At 71.4% G+C, this 19,364-nt stretch carries 14 protein-coding genes; 10 read left to right on the forward strand and 4 right to left on the reverse strand.

Translation table 11 applies throughout. The features are described from left to right. Nucleotides 1–27 precede the first annotated feature (27 nt). On the forward strand, nt 28–2,916 hold the full coding sequence (locus tag ACZ3IG_RS13740) for a vitamin B12-dependent ribonucleotide reductase (protein WP_467431755.1): 2,889 nt from the start codon (nt 28–30) through the stop codon (nt 2,914–2,916). Nucleotides 2,917–2,984: 68 nt separating this feature from the next. On the opposite strand, the gene ACZ3IG_RS13745 is transcribed toward ACZ3IG_RS13740, so the two are convergent. After that, nucleotides 2,985–3,518, reverse strand: coding sequence for a TerD family protein (locus ACZ3IG_RS13745; RefSeq protein WP_467431757.1), 534 nt, complete (start codon nt 3,516–3,518; stop codon nt 2,985–2,987). A 156-nt stretch (nt 3,519–3,674) separates the two neighbouring features. Here ACZ3IG_RS13745 and ACZ3IG_RS13750 point away from each other — a divergent pair, with 156 nt between their 5' ends. From ACZ3IG_RS13750 to ACZ3IG_RS13760, 3 genes are all read left to right on the forward strand, one after another. Further along, on the forward strand, nt 3,675–4,280 hold the full coding sequence (locus ACZ3IG_RS13750; RefSeq protein ID WP_467431758.1) for a YdbC family protein: 606 nt from the start codon (nt 3,675–3,677) through the stop codon (nt 4,278–4,280). Between the two features lie 109 nt (nt 4,281–4,389). After that, complete coding sequence (locus tag ACZ3IG_RS13755) at nt 4,390–5,049, forward strand: histidine phosphatase family protein (protein ID WP_467431761.1); 660 nt, start codon at nt 4,390–4,392, stop codon at nt 5,047–5,049. 20 nt (nt 5,050–5,069) lie between these two features. Then, a complete protein-coding gene (locus ACZ3IG_RS13760; RefSeq protein ID WP_467431762.1) occupies nt 5,070–6,002 on the forward strand; it encodes an ADP-ribosylglycohydrolase family protein in 933 nt (310 codons plus the stop codon). 455 nt (nt 6,003–6,457) lie between these two features. Here ACZ3IG_RS13760 and ACZ3IG_RS13765 read toward each other — a convergent pair whose 3' ends face one another. Beyond that, nucleotides 6,458–8,005, reverse strand: coding sequence for an MFS transporter (locus tag ACZ3IG_RS13765; protein WP_467431763.1), 1,548 nt, complete (start codon nt 8,003–8,005; stop codon nt 6,458–6,460). A 239-nt stretch (nt 8,006–8,244) separates the two neighbouring features. Between ACZ3IG_RS13765 and ACZ3IG_RS13770 the strand changes: the two genes are divergently transcribed. The 3 genes from ACZ3IG_RS13770 (at nt 8,245) to ACZ3IG_RS13780 (ending at nt 10,364) form a co-directional block, all read left to right on the forward strand. Further along, nucleotides 8,245–8,868, forward strand: coding sequence for a TetR/AcrR family transcriptional regulator (locus ACZ3IG_RS13770; RefSeq protein WP_467431766.1), 624 nt, complete (start codon nt 8,245–8,247; stop codon nt 8,866–8,868). An 81-nt stretch (nt 8,869–8,949) separates the two neighbouring features. Then, nucleotides 8,950–9,651, forward strand: coding sequence for a ribonuclease HII (locus ACZ3IG_RS13775; protein ID WP_467432457.1), 702 nt, complete (start codon nt 8,950–8,952; stop codon nt 9,649–9,651). Between the two features lie 68 nt (nt 9,652–9,719). Beyond that, the gene (locus ACZ3IG_RS13780) at nt 9,720–10,364 is read left to right on the forward strand and encodes a hypothetical protein (protein ID WP_467431767.1); all 645 of its coding nucleotides are present in this window, start codon (nt 9,720–9,722) and stop codon (nt 10,362–10,364) included. A 546-nt stretch (nt 10,365–10,910) separates the two neighbouring features. On the opposite strand, the gene ACZ3IG_RS13785 is transcribed toward ACZ3IG_RS13780, so the two are convergent. Then, on the reverse strand, nt 10,911–11,525 hold the full coding sequence (locus ACZ3IG_RS13785) for a hypothetical protein (RefSeq protein ID WP_467431768.1): 615 nt from the start codon (nt 11,523–11,525) through the stop codon (nt 10,911–10,913). Between the two features lie 516 nt (nt 11,526–12,041). After that, complete coding sequence (locus ACZ3IG_RS13790) at nt 12,042–14,207, reverse strand: RecQ family ATP-dependent DNA helicase (RefSeq protein WP_467431770.1); 2,166 nt, start codon at nt 14,205–14,207, stop codon at nt 12,042–12,044. A 168-nt stretch (nt 14,208–14,375) separates the two neighbouring features. Between ACZ3IG_RS13790 and ACZ3IG_RS13795 the strand changes: the two genes are divergently transcribed. The 3 genes from ACZ3IG_RS13795 to ACZ3IG_RS13805 all read left to right on the forward strand — a co-directional run bounded on the left by ACZ3IG_RS13795 (nt 14,376) and on the right by ACZ3IG_RS13805 (nt 19,254). After that, nucleotides 14,376–15,887, forward strand: a complete 1,512-nt coding sequence (locus ACZ3IG_RS13795; protein WP_467431771.1) for a DUF4192 domain-containing protein — start codon at nt 14,376–14,378, stop codon at nt 15,885–15,887. 557 nt (nt 15,888–16,444) lie between these two features. Next, nucleotides 16,445–18,364 carry a glycogen debranching N-terminal domain-containing protein gene (locus ACZ3IG_RS13800; protein WP_467431773.1) on the forward strand — a complete coding sequence of 640 codons (1,920 nt, stop codon included), beginning with the start codon at nt 16,445–16,447 and terminating at the stop codon, nt 18,362–18,364. A gap of 131 nt (nt 18,365–18,495) precedes the next feature. Further along, complete coding sequence (locus ACZ3IG_RS13805) at nt 18,496–19,254, forward strand: NUDIX hydrolase (RefSeq protein WP_467431774.1); 759 nt, start codon at nt 18,496–18,498, stop codon at nt 19,252–19,254. Nucleotides 19,255–19,364: the final 110 nt, after the last annotated feature.

A 19,364-nucleotide genomic window follows, 5' to 3' on the forward strand; every position in this document is an offset into this window, starting at 1 on the left:
CGTTTTCGCCCGTATCAGGGAGGCGGCATGACAGAGACGGCGAGCGGTCCGGCACGGAGTTCCCGCGCCAAGGGCACGAAGGCGAGCAAGGGGCTCCGCGTCGAGCGCATCCACACCACCCCGGGGGTGCACCCCTACGACGAGGTGGCCTGGGAGCGTCGTGACGTCGTCATGACCAACTGGCGCGACGGCTCGGTCAACTTCGAGCAGCGCGGCGTCGAGTTCCCCGACTTCTGGTCGGTGAACGCGGTCAACATCGTCACCAGCAAGTACTTCCGGGGCGCCGTCGGCACCCCGCAGCGCGAGACCAGCCTCAAGCAGCTGATCGACCGCATCGTGAAGACGTACCGGAAGGCCGGTGAGGACTACAAGTACTTCGCCTCGCCCGCCGACGCCGAAATCTTCGAGCACGAGCTGGCCTACGCCCTCCTGCACCAGATCTTCAGTTTCAACAGCCCCGTGTGGTTCAACGTGGGCACGCCCCAGCCGCAGCAGGTCTCCGCCTGCTTCATCCTGTCCGTCGACGACTCCATGGAGTCGATCCTCGACTGGTACAAGGAAGAGGGCATGATCTTCAAGGGCGGCTCCGGCGCCGGCCTGAACCTCTCCCGGATCCGTTCCTCCAAGGAACTGCTGTCCTCGGGCGGCAACGCCTCCGGCCCGGTCTCCTTCATGCGGGGCGCCGACGCCTCCGCCGGAACGATCAAGTCCGGTGGCGCCACGCGCCGTGCCGCCAAGATGGTCATCCTCGACGTCGACCACCCCGACGTCGAGGACTTCATCGAGACCAAGGTGAAGGAAGAGGAGAAGATCCGCGCCCTGCGCGACGCGGGCTTCGACATGGACCTGGGCGGCGACGACATCACGTCCGTCCAGTACCAGAACGCCAACAACTCGGTCCGGGTGAACGACGAGTTCATGAAGGCGGTCGAGCAGGGCGGCAAGTTCGGCCTGCGCGCCCGTATGACCGGCGAGGTCATCGAGGAGATCGAGGCCAAGAGCCTCTTCCGCAAGATGGCCGAGGCCGCCTGGGCCTGCGCCGACCCGGGCATCCAGTACGACGACACCATCAACCACTGGCACACCTGCCCGGAGTCCGGCCGGATCAACGGCTCGAACCCCTGCAGCGAGTACATGCACCTGGACAACACGTCCTGCAACCTGGCCTCGCTGAACCTGATGAAGTTCCTGAAGGACGACGGCAAGGGCAACCAGTCCTTCGAGGCCGACCGCTTCCAGAAGGTCGTCGAGCTGGTCATCACCGCGATGGACATCTCGATCTGCTTCGCGGACTTCCCGACCCAGAAGATCGGCGAGAACACCCGCGCCTTCCGCCAGCTCGGCATCGGCTACGCCAACCTCGGTGCCCTGCTGATGGCGACCGGCCACGCCTACGACTCCGACGGCGGCCGTTCCCTCGCCGGTGCCATCACCTCCCTGATGACCGGCACCGCCTACCGCCGCTCCGCCGAGCTGGCCTCGGTCGTCGGCCCGTACGACGGCTACGCCCGCAACGCCGACGCCCACCAGCGCGTCATGAAGCAGCACTCCGACGCCAACGGCGCGGCCGTGCGCATGGACGACCTGGACACCCCGGTGTGGGCCGCCGCCACCGAGGCCTGGCAGGACGTCCTGCGCCTCGGCGAGAAGAACGGTTTCCGTAACTCCCAGGCGTCCGTCCTCGCCCCGACCGGCACCATCGGCCTGGCGATGTCCTGCGACACCACCGGTGTCGAGCCCGACCTCGCGCTGGTCAAGTTCAAGAAGCTGGTCGGCGGCGGCTCGATGCAGATCGTCAACGGCACGGTGCCGCAGGCCCTGCGCCGCCTGGGCTACCAGGAGGAGCAGATCGAGGCGATCGTCGCCCACATCGCCGAGCACGGCAATGTGATCGACGCCCCCTCCCTCAAGCCCGAGCACTACGAGGTGTTCGACTGCGCCATGGGCGAGCGGGCCATCTCCCCGATGGGCCACGTCCGCATGATGGCCGCGATCCAGCCGTGGATCTCCGGCGCCATCTCCAAGACGGTCAACATGCCGGAGACGGCGACCGTCGAGGAGGTCGAGGAGATCTACTTCGAGGCCTGGAAGCTCGGCGTCAAGGCACTGGCGATCTACCGCGACAACTGCAAGGTCGGCCAGCCGCTCTCCGCCAAGACGAAGGACGTCAAGGAGGAGAAGGCCGAGGCGCCCGCGGCCGTCGAGGCCAAGGTCGAGAAGGTCGTCGAGTACCGCCCGGTCCGCAAGCGCCTCCCGAAGGGACGTCCCGGCATCACCACGTCCTTCACCGTCGGCGGCGCCGAGGGCTACATGACCGCCAACTCCTACCCGGACGACGGTCTCGGCGAGGTCTTCCTCAAGATGTCCAAGCAGGGCTCGACCCTCGCGGGCATGATGGACGCCTTCTCCATCGCGGTCTCCGTCGGCCTCCAGTACGGCGTGCCGCTGGAGACGTACGTCTCGAAGTTCACCAACATGCGCTTCGAGCCGGCCGGTATGACGGACGACCCGGACGTGCGGATGGCGCAGTCGATCGTCGACTACATCTTCCGCCGCCTGGCGCTGGACTTCCTGCCCTTCGAGACGCGCTCCGCGCTCGGCATCCACTCCGCCGAGGAGCGTCAGCGTCACCTGGAGACCGGTTCGTACGAGCCGTCGGACGACGAGGTCGACGTCGAGGGCCTGGCCCAGTCGGCGCCGCGTGCCCAGGAGCTGAAGGCGGTGGCCACGCCGAAGGCCGAGGTCGAGGCGGCCAAGCCCGCGCCGAAGCAGGCGCACACCAGCGCCGAGCTGGTGGAGATGCAGCTGGGCATCCAGGCCGACGCCCCGCTGTGCTTCTCCTGCGGCACGAAGATGCAGCGGGCCGGCTCCTGCTACATCTGCGAGGGCTGCGGCTCGACCAGCGGCTGCAGCTGACGCCTAGGACCTCATGAGCAAGGGGCGCCGACCCGATGGTCGGCGCCCCTTGCTCGCGTACGGCAGCCTCAGGGCCGCCGCAGTGCTCCCATGGTCGCGGTGAAGTCGGCGGGATCGTCCTCGTAGCCGTGCACGCCCGCGCGGAACTCCCACGCCCCGTCCTCGTCGCGGACGAACTCCGCGACCGTGGCCGCCGTCGCCCCCAGGACGTTCCCGAAGTCGGTCGAGGCGAGTTCGGTGTATCCCTCACGGATGCGCAGGCCCGGGTGGGTCACGCTGACGAAGGTCCGCCGGCCGGCACGCTGCTGGATGACCACACCGACCAGCACGCGCGCGTACCGGGCGTCGAGCCGTTCCAGTTCCAGCGTCATGACCTCGTCGAAGCCGAAGCCCTTGCCGTCCTGGCTGTCCCGGTTGAGATAGATGGTGCCGTCGGGGGAACGGCTGTCGAAGTGCACCACATAGGAGGGATCGCCGTACGGATCGTCCGCCAGGTAGGTCCCGGCGATCAGGTCCAGGTCGGCCGGCGGCTCGCCCGCCGGGTTCGGGTCCCACCTCAGGGCGACCTCGACCTTGCGGATCCCCTTGCTGAGGGCGTTCACTCACTTCCCCTTCCCAGTAGCCCGCCCTGTCCGTCCACCCCAACTGCCGAACAGCGACGGCCGGTTGTCCATCCTGCCACGCGTCCCGGCGCGCGGGCGGAAAGCAGACCTCGCAAGGGTGACCGGGGCCGCCTTCCCTGGCCTTACGATGGCGCGGTGCTGGTCAAGTGGATTCGCTGCACCGTGGTGGACCGCCGCGGCTTCGAGCGGGGGCAGCGAAAGTGGGCGGGGCTTCCGGGGGAGCCGGGTTTTCGCGGACAGGGCGGGGGCTGGAGCCGGATACGCCCGGACGTGGCCCACGTCTTCACCTTCTGGGAGAGCCGCACCTTCTACGACTCCTTCATGGCCCGCTCCCACGACCGGCTCGCCGCCGCGCAGTCGGGCACCTTCAAGGATGCCAGGACCAGGCTCTTCGACTACCGCTTCGATGTGAAGACCGGCTTCGAACCGCGTTTCACCGACGCCGATCTGGTGCGGGTGGCCCTCTGCCGGGTCCACGAGGAGCGCGCCGAGCACTTCGTCCTGATGCAGGAGAAGGTGTGGAACCCCGCGATGGCCGGCTCGCCCGGCATGATCCGCGGCCTGTTCGGCGAGGCGCCCGGCCACGAGTACCTGGTGCTGTCGATGTGGCAGGCCGCCGCCGAGCACGGCAAGTACCGCACCGAGCGGGTGGAACGGCTCGCCCTGCGTGCCCAGACGGAGGCCGACATCGCGGCCCTCACCGGGGACATCGTGGAGCTGGAACCGTCCTGGACCGTGTGAGCCGACGCGCGAGGCGGCGGGCGGGGCGACGTGTGAGGACTCTGTGACCTACGCCGTATGGAGCCCGGCCGGGTACTCGGCGGCGGTCGGCGGGATCTAGGGTTTTGGCATGGCACGACCACGGCGCATCGTCCTTGTCCGGCACGGCGAGTCAACGGGCAACCTTGACGACTCCGTGTACGAGCGCGAGCCCGACCACGCCCTGGGCCTGACCGAGCAGGGCCGGCGGGAGGCCGAACAGGCGGGTGAGAAGCTGCGCGAGGTGTTCGGCCGCGAGCGGGTCAGCGTCTACGTCTCCCCGTACCGGCGCACGCACGAGACGCTGCGCGCCTTCCGCCTCGACCCCGGCCTCATACGCGTACGGGAGGAGCCCCGGCTGCGTGAGCAGGACTGGGGGAACTGGCAGGACCGGGAGGACGTGCGTCTCCAGAAGGCGTACCGGGACGCCTACGGCCACTTCTTCTACCGCTTCGCCCAGGGCGAGTCCGGCGCCGACGTGTACGACCGGGTGGGCGGCTTCCTGGAGAGCCTCTTCCGCAGCTTCGAGGCCCCCGACCACCCGCCCAACGTGCTCCTGGTGACGCACGGCCTGGCCATGCGCCTGTTCTGCATGCGGTGGTTCCACTGGACGGTGGCGGAGTTCGAGTCGCTCTCCAATCCGGGGAACGGTGAGATACGGATGCTCGTTCTCGGTGAAGACGGCAAGTACCGCCTCGACCGGCCGTTCGACCGCTGGCGGGATCCGGAACCGTACTGGATGACCGGGTGACTGGATAGGGTGGCAGGGCCATGACCGCACGATCTCCTGCCGAGAGACGTCTTCCGTCCGCCGCGGAGCGCCTGGAGCGCGCCCTGGCCAGTCTGCGCGGACTGGCGGTGGGCGACGCGCTCGGTTCGCAGTACTTCGTACCCGTCAACCACCCCTTGCTGAAGCGGCGCGAGGTGCCGCCCGGGGCCTGGCAGTGGACGGACGACACGGAGATGGCCTGCTCCGTGGTGGCCGTACTCGCCGCCCACCAGCGCGTCGACCAGGACGCGCTGGCCCGCTCCTTCGCGGAGCACCACGACTTCGACCGTGGCTACGGCCCCGCGGTCAACCGGCTCCTGCGGCTGGTCCGGGAGGGCGGCGACTGGCGGGAACTCGCCGCCGCGCTCTTCGACGGACAGGGCTCCTGGGGAAACGGCGCCGCGATGCGCGTCGCCCCGCTGGGCGCCTGGTACGCGGACGACCCCGAGCAGGCCACGCACCAGGCGGAGATCTCCGCCTATCCCACGCACCAGCACCGGGAAGCGGTGGTCGGGGCCATGGCCGTGGCCGCTGCCGCCGCCCTGGCCGCGGCACCCGACGGCCCGCCGGGCGCGGAGGCGCTCCTCGACGGGGTGATCGCGCTGGTACCGGGCCGGAGCGCGGTCGGCGCGGGGCTGCGCCGCGCGCGGGACATGCTCGACTACGGCGACGCGGCCACGGTGGCGGCGGTCCTGGGCTGCGGACGGCGTACCACCGCTCACGACACGGTCCCGTTCGCGATCTGGTCGGCGGCCCGGGCCCTCGGAGACTACGAGCGGGGCTTCTGGACGACGGCCCAGGTCGGTGGGGACGTGGACACGACCTGTGCGATCGTGGGCGGCGTGATCGCCGCCGCGGGGCGGGCGGGAGCCCCGCCTCTGGCCTGGGCGGAGCGGACGGAAGCACTGCCGGACTGGATGACGCGCGCGGCCTGAGCCGGGGTGCCGGTGACGCACCGCTCATGGCGGGAACTCTCCGTGACCGTCCGCTCGTTGTCGCGACGAGTGCTGTGTGGGGCGTGAGGCCACGCACAGGTCGGCCGTGTGTCGCGAGGAGGACGGTGGACGGTCATGGATTCTCTGCGGGGCCTGGCCGTGTCCGGTGCGGCCGTGTCCGCCATGTCGGGCCTGGCCACTGCCGGCGTGGCCGTGTCCGGTGTGGCCATGTCGGACATGGTCGTGTCCGCGCTCGTCATGTCTGTCCTGGTGATGTGCGCTTCAGCCGTACTGCTGGTCGGCGGACGGCGCGTGGGGGCCCAGGTTCGTGGGCGTCACGGAAGACCGCGGAGCGGCCGGGCGGGGCTGCCGCGAGCCGGTGGCGCGGGAGCCGGCGGGCCGGGGAGCACAGGCCGCCTGTCGACCGGCCCCGGCCGGCCCGCGGTGCCGCCTTCTCACCCGACGCCGGGTCCGGCGGCCCCGGTCAGGGCCTCCAGATCGCTCTTGCGGACCCGGATCACCAGCCAGGCCGTGGCCACGGCGAGCACGGCCATCGCGGCGGCCGGGATGAACGCCGCGGAGATGCCCTGCGCCAGCACATCGTGCCCCCAGGGCGCGGGAAGCTGCTGTGTCCGGGCGAACTCGGCCTTCTGCTCCGGCGAGCTGTCGGCGAGGAAGCCCGGCAGCTGCTTCTCCGCCTCGTTCCTGCTCGCCGTGCCGAACACGGTCGTCAGGATGGACAGTCCGAGTGCTCCGCCGACCTGCTGCATGGTGTTCAGCAGACCGGAGGCCGCGCCCGCCTCGTGCTGTGCGACGCCGGAGACCGCCGTGAGCGTCAGCGTGACGAAGTTCAGCCCCATACCGAGGCCGAAGACGAGCATGGGGCCCAGCACCCCGCCCACGTACGAGCTGTCGGAGCTGATGAGCGCCTGCCAGGCCAGTCCGACCGCCGCCAGCGTAGAGCCGGCGATCATGAACGGCTTGGGGCCGAAGACGGGAAGGAAACGCTGGGACAGACCGGCACCCAGCGCGATCACCACGGTGACGGGGAGAAAGGCGAGCCCGGCTTCGATGGGGCTGTAACCCAGTACGTTCTGGACGAACAGCACGATGTAGAAGAACATCCCGAACATCGCGGCGGCCAGGCTCAGCATGATCACATACGTGCCGGAGCGGTTGCGGTCGGTGAACATCCGCAGCGGGGTGATGGGTTCCCGGGCCCGGGACTCGATGCGCACGAACGCCAGCAGCAGGACCACGGCGGCCCCGAAGGAACCGATGGTCAGGCTGTCCCGCCAGCCCTCGTCCGCGGCCCGGATGAAGCCGTACACGAGGGTCGCCATGCCCGCCGTGGAGGCCACCGCACCGGCGATGTCGAAGCGGCCGGGGTGCCGTTCGGACTCGTTGATGTACAGGGGCGCGAGCGTGGCGATCAGCAGGCCGATCGGCACGTTGACGAAGAGCACCCAGCGCCAGTCGAGCCATTCGGTGAGCATGCCGCCCGCCAGCAGGCCTATCGCGCCGCCGCCTGCGGAGACGGCGGCGAAGACACCGAAGGCGCGGTTCCGCTCCGGACCCTCGGGGAACGTCGTGGTGATGAGGGCCAGCGAGGTGGGAGAGGCGATCGCGCCTCCCACACCCTGGAGCACTCGCGCGGCCAGCAACTGCCAGGGCTCCTGGGCGAATCCACCGAGCAGCGAGGCGAAGGTGAAAACCAGGATTCCGGTCATGAAGACGCGGCGGCGGCCGAGGATGTCACCGGCCCGGCCGCCGAGGAGCAGCAGGCCGCCGAAGGTGAGCGTGTAGGAGCTGACGACCCAAGTGAGGTCGGTGGTGCTGAACTGCAGAGCTTCTTGAATGTGCGGGAGGGCGATGTTCACAATCGTCGCGTCGAGTACCACCATGAGTTGGCAGGCCGCGATGACGGTGAGCGCGATGCCGGGACGCTGGTTCCTGCGGGCCGAACCCGGCTTCTGATCTTGGAGTAACGGAGAGGTTGTCACTGTGAATCCCCCACGAGAGCCTTAGTGAACGATGGCGTTCACTGTCGTGTCGACCGTAGTGACTCCCGGACAGTGAACGCAACCGTTCACTGTCGTCGACGTCGCGATCTTCGCCCCCCCCGGTGACGGTCACGTGGCGTGATCCGGCCCCTCGCGGTCACGCGCCGTGCCCCCGCCCTGTCCCCGTCCCCTGACCCGCGTCCCCGGTCCCCGCTCGTATGCCTCTGGAGGCAGCTGGAATGACTACTTCTTCGCACTGGGGGGCCGCCTCCGCTCAGACGGCCTCTCGCCGGCGCGGCGCCGTGCTCGAACGCGCGATCCTCGACGCGGCGCTGGAGCAGCTCGGCACGGTCGGCTGGAACGGGCTGACGATGGAGGGTGTGGCCGCCGGTGCGCAGACCGGCAAGGCCGCCGTCTACCGGAGATGGCCGTCCAAGGAGGATCTCGTCGCGGACGCGCTGCGGTCCGGGCTGCCGCGTTTCGACACCGCGCCGGACCTGGGGAGCGTGCGCGAGGACCTCCTCGCCCTGTGCCGGAGGGCGCGCGACGCCATGTTCTCCCGGTCAGGTTTCGCCCTGCGATCAGTCATTCACGAATGCGACACCTTGCAGGCGGAACGCTTCCATGCCGTGATCGCGGAAGGGGTGATCGAGCCGACCCTAAGGCTGCTGAGGGAGGTCATCAGTCGTGGAATCGAGCGAGAAGAGGTGCGCCCCGACGCGGCGAACGGCTACGTCTTCGACGCTGTCCCGGCGATGATGATGTACCGCTCAAAAGTGTGCGGATGCGAATGGACGGATGCGGAGATCGAGGAGATGATCGACCAGTTGATGGTTCCGCTGCTGCGCCCAGTCGGCTCCTGACAGTGCGCGTGGGAGGTCCTTGAGCCGTTGCGGGAACCGGGGTGTCGGCGGCGGTTCGAGGCGGCGTACGCTATGAGCGCCATGCCGTACGAACCACCCACCCACACCGTCGAGCGCTCTCTCCGCGCCACGACCGGAGCGAAGATCGTTGCCGGTGTCGACGAAGTGGGGCGTGGCGCGTGGGCCGGTCCCGTCACCGTCTGCGCGGCCGTCACCGGCCTGCGCCGGCCCCCGGAGGGTCTCACCGATTCCAAGCTGCTCACCGTCAAGCGACGGGGCGAGTTGGCCGAGGTGTTGCGGACCTGGGTGACGTCCTACGCCTTGGGGCACTCCTCTCCCGACGAGATCGATCACTTGGGGATGACGGCCGCGCTGCGTCTCGCGGCGGTCCGCGCCCTTGAGGCTCTGCCGGTCCGTCCCGACGCGGTCATCCTCGACGGCAAGCACGACTACCTCGGGGCACCCTGGCGGGTACGCACGGTGATCAAGGGTGATCAGTCGTGCGTGGCGGTTGCGGCGGCCTCGGTGATCGCCAAGGTCCAGCGCGACAAAATGATGGCCGAACTGGGTATCGACCATGCAGACTTCGGTTTTGCGGACAACGCCGGGTACCCGTCGCCCGTGCACAAGGCCGCACTGGCGGAGCGGGGCCCCACCCCGTACCACCGGTTGTCGTGGGCGTATCTTGATGCGCTGCCCCAGTGGCGGCACCTCAAGAAGGCCCGCGGCTTGGCGGAGGGAAGCGTTCCGGAGATCGAGGGTCAGCTCGGTTTCGATTTCTGACGCCGCCGTCCGTGCGTATGTGCCACCCGCTGGCGCGAACCGCACCAACGTTTGATAAAAATCAGCTCATGCCTCTCATTCCCGAGGAGCCTCAGATTCACGAGAGTGCCCAGGGTCCCCGCGCCACTCCGGCCAGCGGCCGCATCGCGCCGACCCCCCGCCCCGTTCCCGGTCCCCGCCCCGCGGCCCCGCCGCGCCCTGGGCGTCCCGGCCCGGTCCGTCCCACACCGCCGGTGCAGCGCACGTCACGTGACGCGGCTGCGGCGAAGCCGGCTCCGTCGGGTCCCGCTGCTCCTTCGGCGGCCCCTTCCACAGGTTCGGCCGCCCCGCAGATCCAGCTGATCCCGGCCTCGGTCGAAGGCGCCCTCGACGCCGCCGAAGAGGCAGTGGACCTGCTGCTGGACTCCGGTCGCGCCCCCGGCGACGTGCTGGTACTCACCACCGGCGAGTCACATCCGTGGGCCACCCACGAACTGTCCTTCGGCGAGGCCTCCTACTGGGCTCAGCACGACGCGGGCGATGACGTCTTCTACGCCGACGCGGCCGTCGCGGACCGTGCCGCCGCGCGGCCCGTGGTCGTCGTGGCGGTCAACGGCGGTTCCGAGGCCGCTGCCGCCACCGCGCTGTCGCTGGCCCACGGGCGTGCCGGTGCCCTGCTGATCGTCTGCGGCGACCCGCAGCGCATCAACGCGGTGCTGGGCGCGAAGGTCTGAGCCGGCTCCCTCGCGCCGGGACCGCGCCGGAGTGACGAAGGAGCCGCCGTGCGGATGCCGCACGGCGGCGGCTTTCGTCTGCCCGGTGAGCGCGTCCGGCGTCCGGTCGGCACCGGAGACGCATCCCTCCGCGCCTTGTCCCTCCCCGACGCGCGCCACGCTGTGCCGGGTCGCGCCGGTTAGCGGACGCACCGTGGCCAAGGGCCGTTTGACGAGGCGCCGTTACCGGCGTCTGCGGTCGGCCGGGCGTTTCGACGGAAGCAGTGCGGAACGGACGCCGCCGGTGTGCGAGGGCGTACCCGGGGGCGTCAGAGGGCGTACCCGAGGGCGTACCTGGGGCGTCCGAGGGCGTACCTGGAGCGCCAGTGAGCAGCCGTGCGGGCCGGTGCCCGGGACTTCGGGTTGTGCTGTCGTGCTGGGACGTATCCGGGACGGTGGGTTGAGCTGTCGTGCTGGGACGTATCCGGGACGGTGAGTTGAGCTGTCGTGCTGGAAGATGCCCCGGGAATGGTCACGTGCGGCCGCGCCGGAACGTACCGAAGACGGTCAGCGCGCAGCCGCGCGGCGCAGTACCTCCGAGGCCGCTCCACCCGTGCGAGGCGGGGGAAGCGGTACCTCCGACGTGGCGAACGGCTCCGGCGTCGAAGCCGAGTTGGGGCGGCGTCCGCCCCGGCCCTCGCCGAAAACCTGCCACCCGTCACGGGTCAGCGTGATGTACGCCCCGCAGCGCAGGCCGTGCAAGGTGCAGGCGTCCCTCAGGCCCCACATCCACGCCCCGTCCTCCTCCGTCCAGCGCGCGTCGCCGTCGCGGCAGCGCATCAGCACCGCGGTGCGCACCGGTGTGCGGCGGCGCAGGTCGTGCGGGATGACCCGGCGCAGCTGGGAGAGCAGGACATTGCGGAACATCCACCCGTCGGCCTGAGCCGGACGACTGGCGAACGAGGCGCTGGCGCGCAGGCGTTCGTCCGGGTCGAGTACGGCCACGATCGTGGTGCCGGGCCTGGGACGATGGCGCGTGTGCAGTCCGTTGACGATCTCCCGGGGGCTGCGCAGCAGCGGGATCCCGGCGGCGGCCCACTCCGCCGGTTCGAGTACACGGGTGGCGGACGTGGTGGACGGCGACAGCGACGCCGCCGAGGACGGAGCGAATCCGAAGGTCACGTTCCTCCCTTCGGCTACGCGCCCGCACGCGGGCAGGGTCGGATTCGGGGGACGCGCACCGCAGTGAAGCCCTGCCGGATCGCGGACGAGCCGTGCGGGGAGCGGAGTCCAATTCTTCCTGTCGAACTGGGTTGCGGCAACGAGCAATCGGAATGGTCGACCCTTATAGGGCGATGTGTGTTGTATATCCCTACCCACGTCTCTCCGGGTGACGCATGGGACGTCTGGAACGGGTGCCCGGGCACGTGACGGGCACGCGACTCCGGACACGGGTGACCGGACCCGACGCCGTAAACCGTGCCGGCAATCAGCCTCCTGAGCCGGCTTGCACCGGCCTGCCCAGTCGGCCTGCCCAGCTGGTCTGCGATCCGGCCTACGAAGCCCCTCCGAAGCCGACCTTAGGAACCGACCTCCGGAACCGACCTCCGGAACCGACCTCCGGAACCGACCTCCGGAACCGACCTCCGGAGCCGGTCTCCGAGACAAAAGCCCGGGAGCCCGCACGGTCGCGCGTGATCAGCCCTGTACGGCCAGGACCAGCGGCAACACCTCTTCCGCGCCGGCCCGCCGGAGCAGACGGGCGGCGACCGCGAGGGTCCAGCCGGTCTCGGTGAAGTCGTCCACGAGGAGCACGGGTCCCGGCTGCCCGGCGAGGACGGAGGCGAGGTGGGGCGGCACGGCCAGTGCCCCGTCGAGGACCTTGAGGCGCTGCGCACTGTTGCTGCGCGTCGCCCGGGTGGCGTCGGCCGTGTACTCGACGGTGCCCAGCAACGGCAGCCGTCCGACCTCGGCGATGCGCTCTCCGAGGGAACGGATCATCAGGGGGCGGGTGCGGGAGGCGACGGTGACCACGCCGATCGGGCGCGACCGGGCTTCCGGCACGCCAGGGGCCCAGCCGCCGGGCCCCTTCGCCCAGTCCGCCAGTACTCCGACGACGGCACGGGAGACGTCGTCGGGCACCAACCCGTCCGGAGCCTGCGCCGTGAGCATGGGCCGCAGCCGGTTGCCCCAGCCGATGTCGGACAGCCGCCCCAGCGCCCGGCCCGTCGCAGCCTGCTCACCGGCCGGGATACGGCCCTTCAGCTCGACCCCGATCGCCGGCAGTCCGGTCGGCCACATACGGCGCGGCTCCACCTCCACGCCCGCCCGGCCCAGGTCGGCGCGGGCGGCGTCGAGCGCGGCGACGGACGTCTCGGCGGTGAAACGCGGCCCCGCGCAGTTGTCACAGCGGCCACAGGGCTTGGCGCCCTCGTCGTCCAGTTGCCGTTGCAGGAACTCCATGCGACAGCCCGTCGTCGACGCGTAGTCGCGCATCGCCTGCTGCTCGGCCTTGCGCTGCCGGGCGACCCAGTCGTACCGCTGGGCGTCGTACGTCCACGGCCGCCCGGTGGCGGTCCAGCCGCCCTTGACCCGCTGGACCGCGCCGTCCACGTCGAGGACCTTGAGCATGGTCTCCAGACGGGACCGGCGCAGCTCCACCAGCGGCTCCAGCGCGGGGAGCGACAGGGGCCGTTCGGCGCGGGCCAGGACGTCGAGCGTGCGGCGTACCAGGTCTTCGGAGGGGAAGGCCAGCGAAGCGAAGTACTCCCAGATCGCCTCGTCCTCCCGGCCGGGAAGGAGGAGCACCTCCGCGTGCTCGACCCCGCGCCCGGCCCGGCCGACCTGCTGGTAGTAGGCGATGGGGGAGGAGGGCGAACCGAGGTGCACCACGAAGCCCAGGTCGGGCTTGTCGAAGCCCATGCCGAGCGCCGAAGTGGCGACCAGCGCCTTGACCCGGTTGGCCAGGAGATCGTCCTCCGCCTGCTGCCGGTCGGCGTTCTCGGTCTTGCCGGTGTAGGAGGCGACCGTGTGCCCGCGGTGCCGGAGGAAGGCGGTGACCTCCTCGGCCGCGGCCACGGTGAGCGTGTAGACGATCCCCGACCCCGGCAGCTCGTCGAGGTGGTCGGCGAGCCAGGCCATCCGGGCCGGCGCGTCCGGCAGCCGCAGCACGGACAGGCTCAGGCTCTCCCGGTCCAGCGGGCCGCGCAGCACCAGGGCGTCCGAGGCGGCACCCGTGCCGAGCTGCTCGGCGACGTCGGCGGTCACGCGCGCGTTGGCGGTGGCCGTGGTGGCGAGCACCGGGACTCCTGGCGCCAGGTCGGCGAGCATGGTGCGCAGACGCCGGTAGTCCGGCCGGAAGTCGTGGCCCCAGTCGGAGATGCAGTGCGCCTCGTCCACCACAAGGAGGCCGGTCGCGGCGGCGAGCTTCGGCAGGACCTGATCGCGGAAGTCCGGGTTGTTCAGCCGTTCCGGACTCACCAGGAGCACGTCGACCTCGCCCGCGGCGATCTCGTTCTGGACCATGTCCCACTCCTCGGTGTTGGAAGAGTTGATGGTCCGGGCACGGATGCCCGCCCGGGCGGCGGCGTCGACCTGGTTGCGCATCAGCGCGAGCAAGGGGGACACGATCACGGTGGGTCCGCTGCCGCGAGCGCGGAGCAGCGCCGTCGCGACGAAATAGACCGCGGACTTGCCCCAGCCGGTGCGCTGGACCACCAGGGCGCGGCGCCCTTCGGCGACCAGTGCCTCGATCGCCCGCCACTGGTCCTCGCGCAGCCGGGCCTCGCCGGAAGGGTCCCCGACGAGACGGGAGAGGACCGCGTCGGCGTCTTCCCGGAGATCCGCGTTGCTCGTGTGCTCCATGCGTTCCATACAACAGGAAGCCACTGACAATCGGGGCGCCGCCTCGGGAGTCGATGGGCGGCCGTCGGAAGACCGGTGGTCCGCGACAGCTTCGCCGAGGTGACGTGTTCCTGATCGAAGTTATCCACAGGGCAAGCGGAGTTTCGTGTTCCGCGAGATCGTCGGGCCATGACGAACCACAGCGGATCGACCGGATCCTCCGAGAACGGCGACATCAGCGGACGTGAGCGGCCGGAGGGCGCCCCGCTCCCGTACGGGCATGAAGACGAGCACCCGATCACCCTGCGTACCCCGGCCGAACTGGCCGACGCGCTGCCCTACCTCCTCGGCTACCGCCCCGAGGACAGCATCGTCCTGGTAGCCCTGCACGAACGGGACGGGCGGGGCCGATTCGGTGGCCGCGCCCGGCTGGGTATCCCTCCGCACCCGGACGACTGGGACGCCGCGGCCAGGCAACTGGTCACCGGCCTGGTGACCGGCAGCGAGCGCAGGGGCAACCGGCCCGAGCAGATGGTCGCCTACCTCTGCCAGGAACCCGCCGAGGGCGAGACGGGGCAGCAGGTCATGGCCCGGCTGCGGGCGCTGGCCCAGACGCTGCGCGTCGCGTGCGGCGCCCTCGACGTGCCCGTGGTCGAGGCCCTGTGCATCTCGGACGGACGGTTCTGGTCGTACTGCTGCGACGACCAGTCCTGCTGTCCGGCCGAGGGGACCGCGATGGGCCTGCCCGGCACGTCCGTGCTGGCCGCCGCCGCCACGTACGCGGGCATCCAGGTGCGGGGCACGCTGCGCGAGTTGCACGCCAGGCTGCGCCCCCGGGAGGGCGCCGCCGCCCGTGAGCAGGAAACCGCCCTCGACGCGGCCGGCATGACACTGGTCTCCCGCATCCTCGACGACGGGAGCCGCGCGGAGGTGGCCGAGGAGACGCTCGACCTGGCGGAGCGGATCATGAGGCGGCTGGCCGACGCCCCACCGGTGACCGGTGTGGACCGGGCGGACCTCCGTGACGACGGACTTCTCACCCATGACGAGGCGGCGCGGCTGATCCTCGGCCTCCAGGACCGGACGACCCGCGACCGGGCGGCGGAGTGGATGGAGGGCGACGAGGCCCGCTGGGCGCTTCGGCTGTGGCGTGCGCTGGCCCGCCGCTGCGCCGGGTCCTACGGAGAGTACGCGGCAGCGCCGCTCACCCTGGCGGGATGGGTCGCGTGGTCCACCGGCGACGAATTGGAGGCGCGAGAGGCGCTGGCCATGGCACTGGCGGCGGACTGCGACTATCTCTTCGCCCGACTGCTGCACCAGGCGTGCAACGAGGGCCTCGGCCCGGAGTCGATCCGTGCCTGTCTGCGCGGCCAACGGAGCGGCCGAGACCGATCGGACACAGGAACGCGAGCCGGGGGCGGTGTCACCGAGGAGGAGGACGAGAGTGTGCCGGCCCGGCACACTGACGCGCCTTGCGCTGCTCCGGCAGACGGGCCTTCCTCCGCTCCGGAACCGGCAGCCGGCCGGCTGACGCGCGCGTGCGCCGCGGATCCGGCGGGCGGCTCCCGCCGCCGTCCTGGCGGTCGAGCCCGAGGAACGGCTACGAACCGCGTCCGTCCGCGCACGCCGGTGGGCGGCACGCGTCCGGGTGCGGCGCCGTCGGGCCGTGCGCGGCGATCAGGCCGACGGCCGCAGGGGTGAGCGGAGTGAGTGCCCGCGTCAGTCGTCTCTCCGCCGGGGCACCGGGCCGTGGGCGTGACCTGAAGCAGACCGGTTCCGTTCACCTGAGTGGCGGAGCGCCGGAACGGGGCGCGCCGCCGCGCCAGGCGTGTCCCCACGGAGCGCGCCCCGGACACCGCGCCTGCCCGAGTCCTGCCGAGCGCAGAGGAAGCCCCCGCATGCACGAGCCGACTCCGCCCTACGCCGCCGACGGCATCCGTCCGCTTCCGAGCGGCGCCGGGGTGTCTCACGGGCCACAGGGAGGACCCGTGCGACCGGTGGAGCCACCACGCGCCACCGGGCGGCCGACGGCATCCCTGGGACAGCCGGGCAACGAGCGTGGGCAAGATACCGTCGACTTATCGATGAAGCGCCCCGAAGTGACCATCGCCGTGGCCCCTGCTCCGGCCCTTGCCCGTCCGGGCGGCCGGACGCCGGCTCACGCGGCTGGACGGGCGCACAGCGCGTCCACCGCTCACCGGAGCACCGCGCCGCCGGGAGGCCCACGGTCCGGTGCTCTGCCGCCGGCTCACGACGTCATGATCTGCGTCGCGCTGCCGGGGCTGGCCGTCTCCGACGAACAGGGGCAGTTGACCGGCCGTGGACTGGAAGGGTTCTACCGCGAAGGCCGACGCCTGCTCTCCCGATGCCGACTCCTCGTGGCGGGGCGCGAACCGGTCCCCGTGCAAGCGCGCAGAACCGCCGCCGACCGTGCCCGCTTCGTCGGGACCGTACGGATCTCCTCGCCACCGGGGCCGGACCCGGACGTGGTGGTCGAGAGGACCAGGCAGGCGGACGGCACGGAGCGGATCACCCTGCGCAACTGGTCCCCCCGCGCCATACGTCTTCCCGTCGAACTGTCGCTAGGTACGGACCTGGCCGACCTCGGGGCGATCGCGGCGGGCGCCGCTGGACGGGACCTGCCCGCCACCGTGCACGGCTCGGGCCTCCGCTGGTCCTGCCGCGACGGGACCTCCTCGGTCACGGCAGAGCCGCCGCCCGCCGACGCGCTGGCCTCCGCGGGCGTGCTGCGCTGGGAGTTCGAACTGCCCTCGGGTGGCAGCAGAACGCTGGAACTCCGGGTACGGCGGGGCGGCACCGGACCGGTCAGGGCCGCCGGCCGTGTGGTGAACGGCCCGTTCGCCCCCGCCGCCGCGAGGGGCGACGACCCGGGGGCGGCGGCGTTGCTCCGGGCGAGCGTCGAGGACCTCCGCGCCCTGCTGCTACGGGACCCGGCGCACCACAACGACCTGTACCTGGCGGCCGGGGCGCCGTGGCGTTGCGGCCTGGCCCCCGCCGAGGCACTCGCCGCCGCCCGGATGACGCTCCCCCTCGGCACCAGGCTCGCGGCGGGGACCCTGCGCATTCTCGCCCGCACCCAGATTGCCGCTCGCGGACCGGGCTACGGCATGATCCCCGGACCGAGACGCGACGCGGGCCCGTATCTGCCTCCGGGCTGCACCGGCACCGAGGCCACCCTGCTCTTCCCTGTGCTGCTCGCGGAGGCCCGTCGCTGGGGACTTCCCGCAGCCGAGACGGAAGAACTGCTGCCGGCGGCCGAACGCTGCCTGACCTGGCTGCGCAACACCGCTGGAGACGGTCCTTATCTGCATGACCCCCACCCCGGCGGACCGGTCCGCTGCGAGACCCAGGCCCATGCCCACCGGGCGGCCCTGCTCGGCGCCGATCTGTTCGATGCCTGCGGCAGACCGGGCGGCGCCGGACTGCGGCACTGGGCGGAGGAACTGCGGAGCGCGTTCCGGCGAGACTTCTGGATCGACGACCCGGGCGGCGGCCGGCCCGCCGCGGCCCGCATCTCCGACGGACGCCGGTCACCGCACCTCGGTTCGGCCGTCGCGCACCTCCTCGACACCGGGCTGCTGGGTGGGGGCGTCCATGCCCCGGGTCTGCTGGACAAGGCGCAGACCGATCAGCTGGCCCGGCTGCTGGCCACCCCGGCGCTGGACTCCGGTTGGGGGCTACGCGGACTCGGTGTGAAGGAGAGGGGGTACAACCCGTTCGGTCACCGTGCCGGCGCCGTACGGGTTCACGAGACGGCGGTGGCGGTGGCGGGGCTGGCCGCCGCCGGGTACGAGCGGGCCGCGGGTTCGCTGCTGAGAGGGGTGCTGGCCGCGGCCGGGGCCTTCGGCCACCGGCTGCCCGAGATGTACGCGGGGGAGCAGCGCACGGAGGGGAGCGTGCCCCTGCCGCACCCGGCCGCCTGCCGGCCAGCCGCAACCGCGGCGGCGGCAGGTGTCCTCCTGCTCACGACGCTCGCCGGTATCCGCCCCGACGCCCCCGCCGGGACGGTCGCACTGCACCCCGTGCGCGGCGCGCCCCTGGGGGAGATCGGCCTGACCGGGTTGCGAGTCGCGGGCGCACCCTTCGCCGTGCGGGTCGGCAGACTCGGGCTGGCCATGGTCGAGGAGGCGGCCGAAGGGCTGCAGCTGGGGGTGTGACCTGGCGTGACGCCGTATCGAACGACAACCGGGAGCAGATGGTGAGCCCCACCCCGTACCCTGCTGGACCACCGGCCGGTGCAGGCACCGAAGGGCGTGCTTATCGTCAGGAAGACGACTATGATCGCGGCATGCCCTACGACCCGTCAGCCTTTCCACCCTTCGCCGTCACAGTGGACCTGGTCGTGCTGACCGTGCGACGCCACTCCCTGTGCTCGCTGGCGGTGCGCAGGGGTGAGCCGCCGTTCCAGGGGCGCTGGGCCCTTCCCGGCGGTTTCGTGCGGACCGACGAGGACCTCGCGCAGGCCGCGGCGCGCGAACTGGAGGAGGAAACGGGACTGTGCGTCCACGATCCCGCCGCGCCCGCCCAGGACAACGGCGCGCACCTCGAACAGCTGGCGACGTACGGTGATCCCCAGCGTGACCCCCGGATGCGGGTGGTAAGCGTGGCTCACCTCGCCCTCGCCCCCGACCTGCCCGCGCCCCGGGCGGGCGGCGACGCCAGCAACGCGCGCTGGGCGCCGGTCGAGGAATTGCTGGACCGGAGCGCGTACGGCCGGGAGGGCGAGCCCGTCGCCCCGCTGGCCTTCGATCACGCCCAGATCCTGGCCGACGGTGTGGAACGGGCCCGTTCCAAGATCGAGTACTCCTCCCTGGCCACGGCGTTCTGCCCGCCCGAGTTCACGGTGGGTGAGCTGCGCCGTGTCTACGAGGCGGTGTGGGGAGTGGCGCTGGATCCGCGCAATTTCCATCGCAAGGTCACGGGCACGCCGGGATTCCTCGTCCCCACCGGCGGTACGACCACCCGCCAAGGGGGCCGTCCGGCCCAGCTCTTCCGGGCCGGTGGCGCGACCCTGCTCAACCCGCCCATGCTGCGTCCCGAGGTGTGACGGCCGGGCCCTCACGAGGACCGCGGGCCCGCACCGCCGGGGGAAGAGTGAGCGGACGGCCCGCAGAGCAGGGCGCCCGTAGAGCCGGACGACCGGTGCCGGATGGGCCT

It is taken from the genome of Streptomyces sp. NPDC016677 (genome assembly GCF_055562815.1).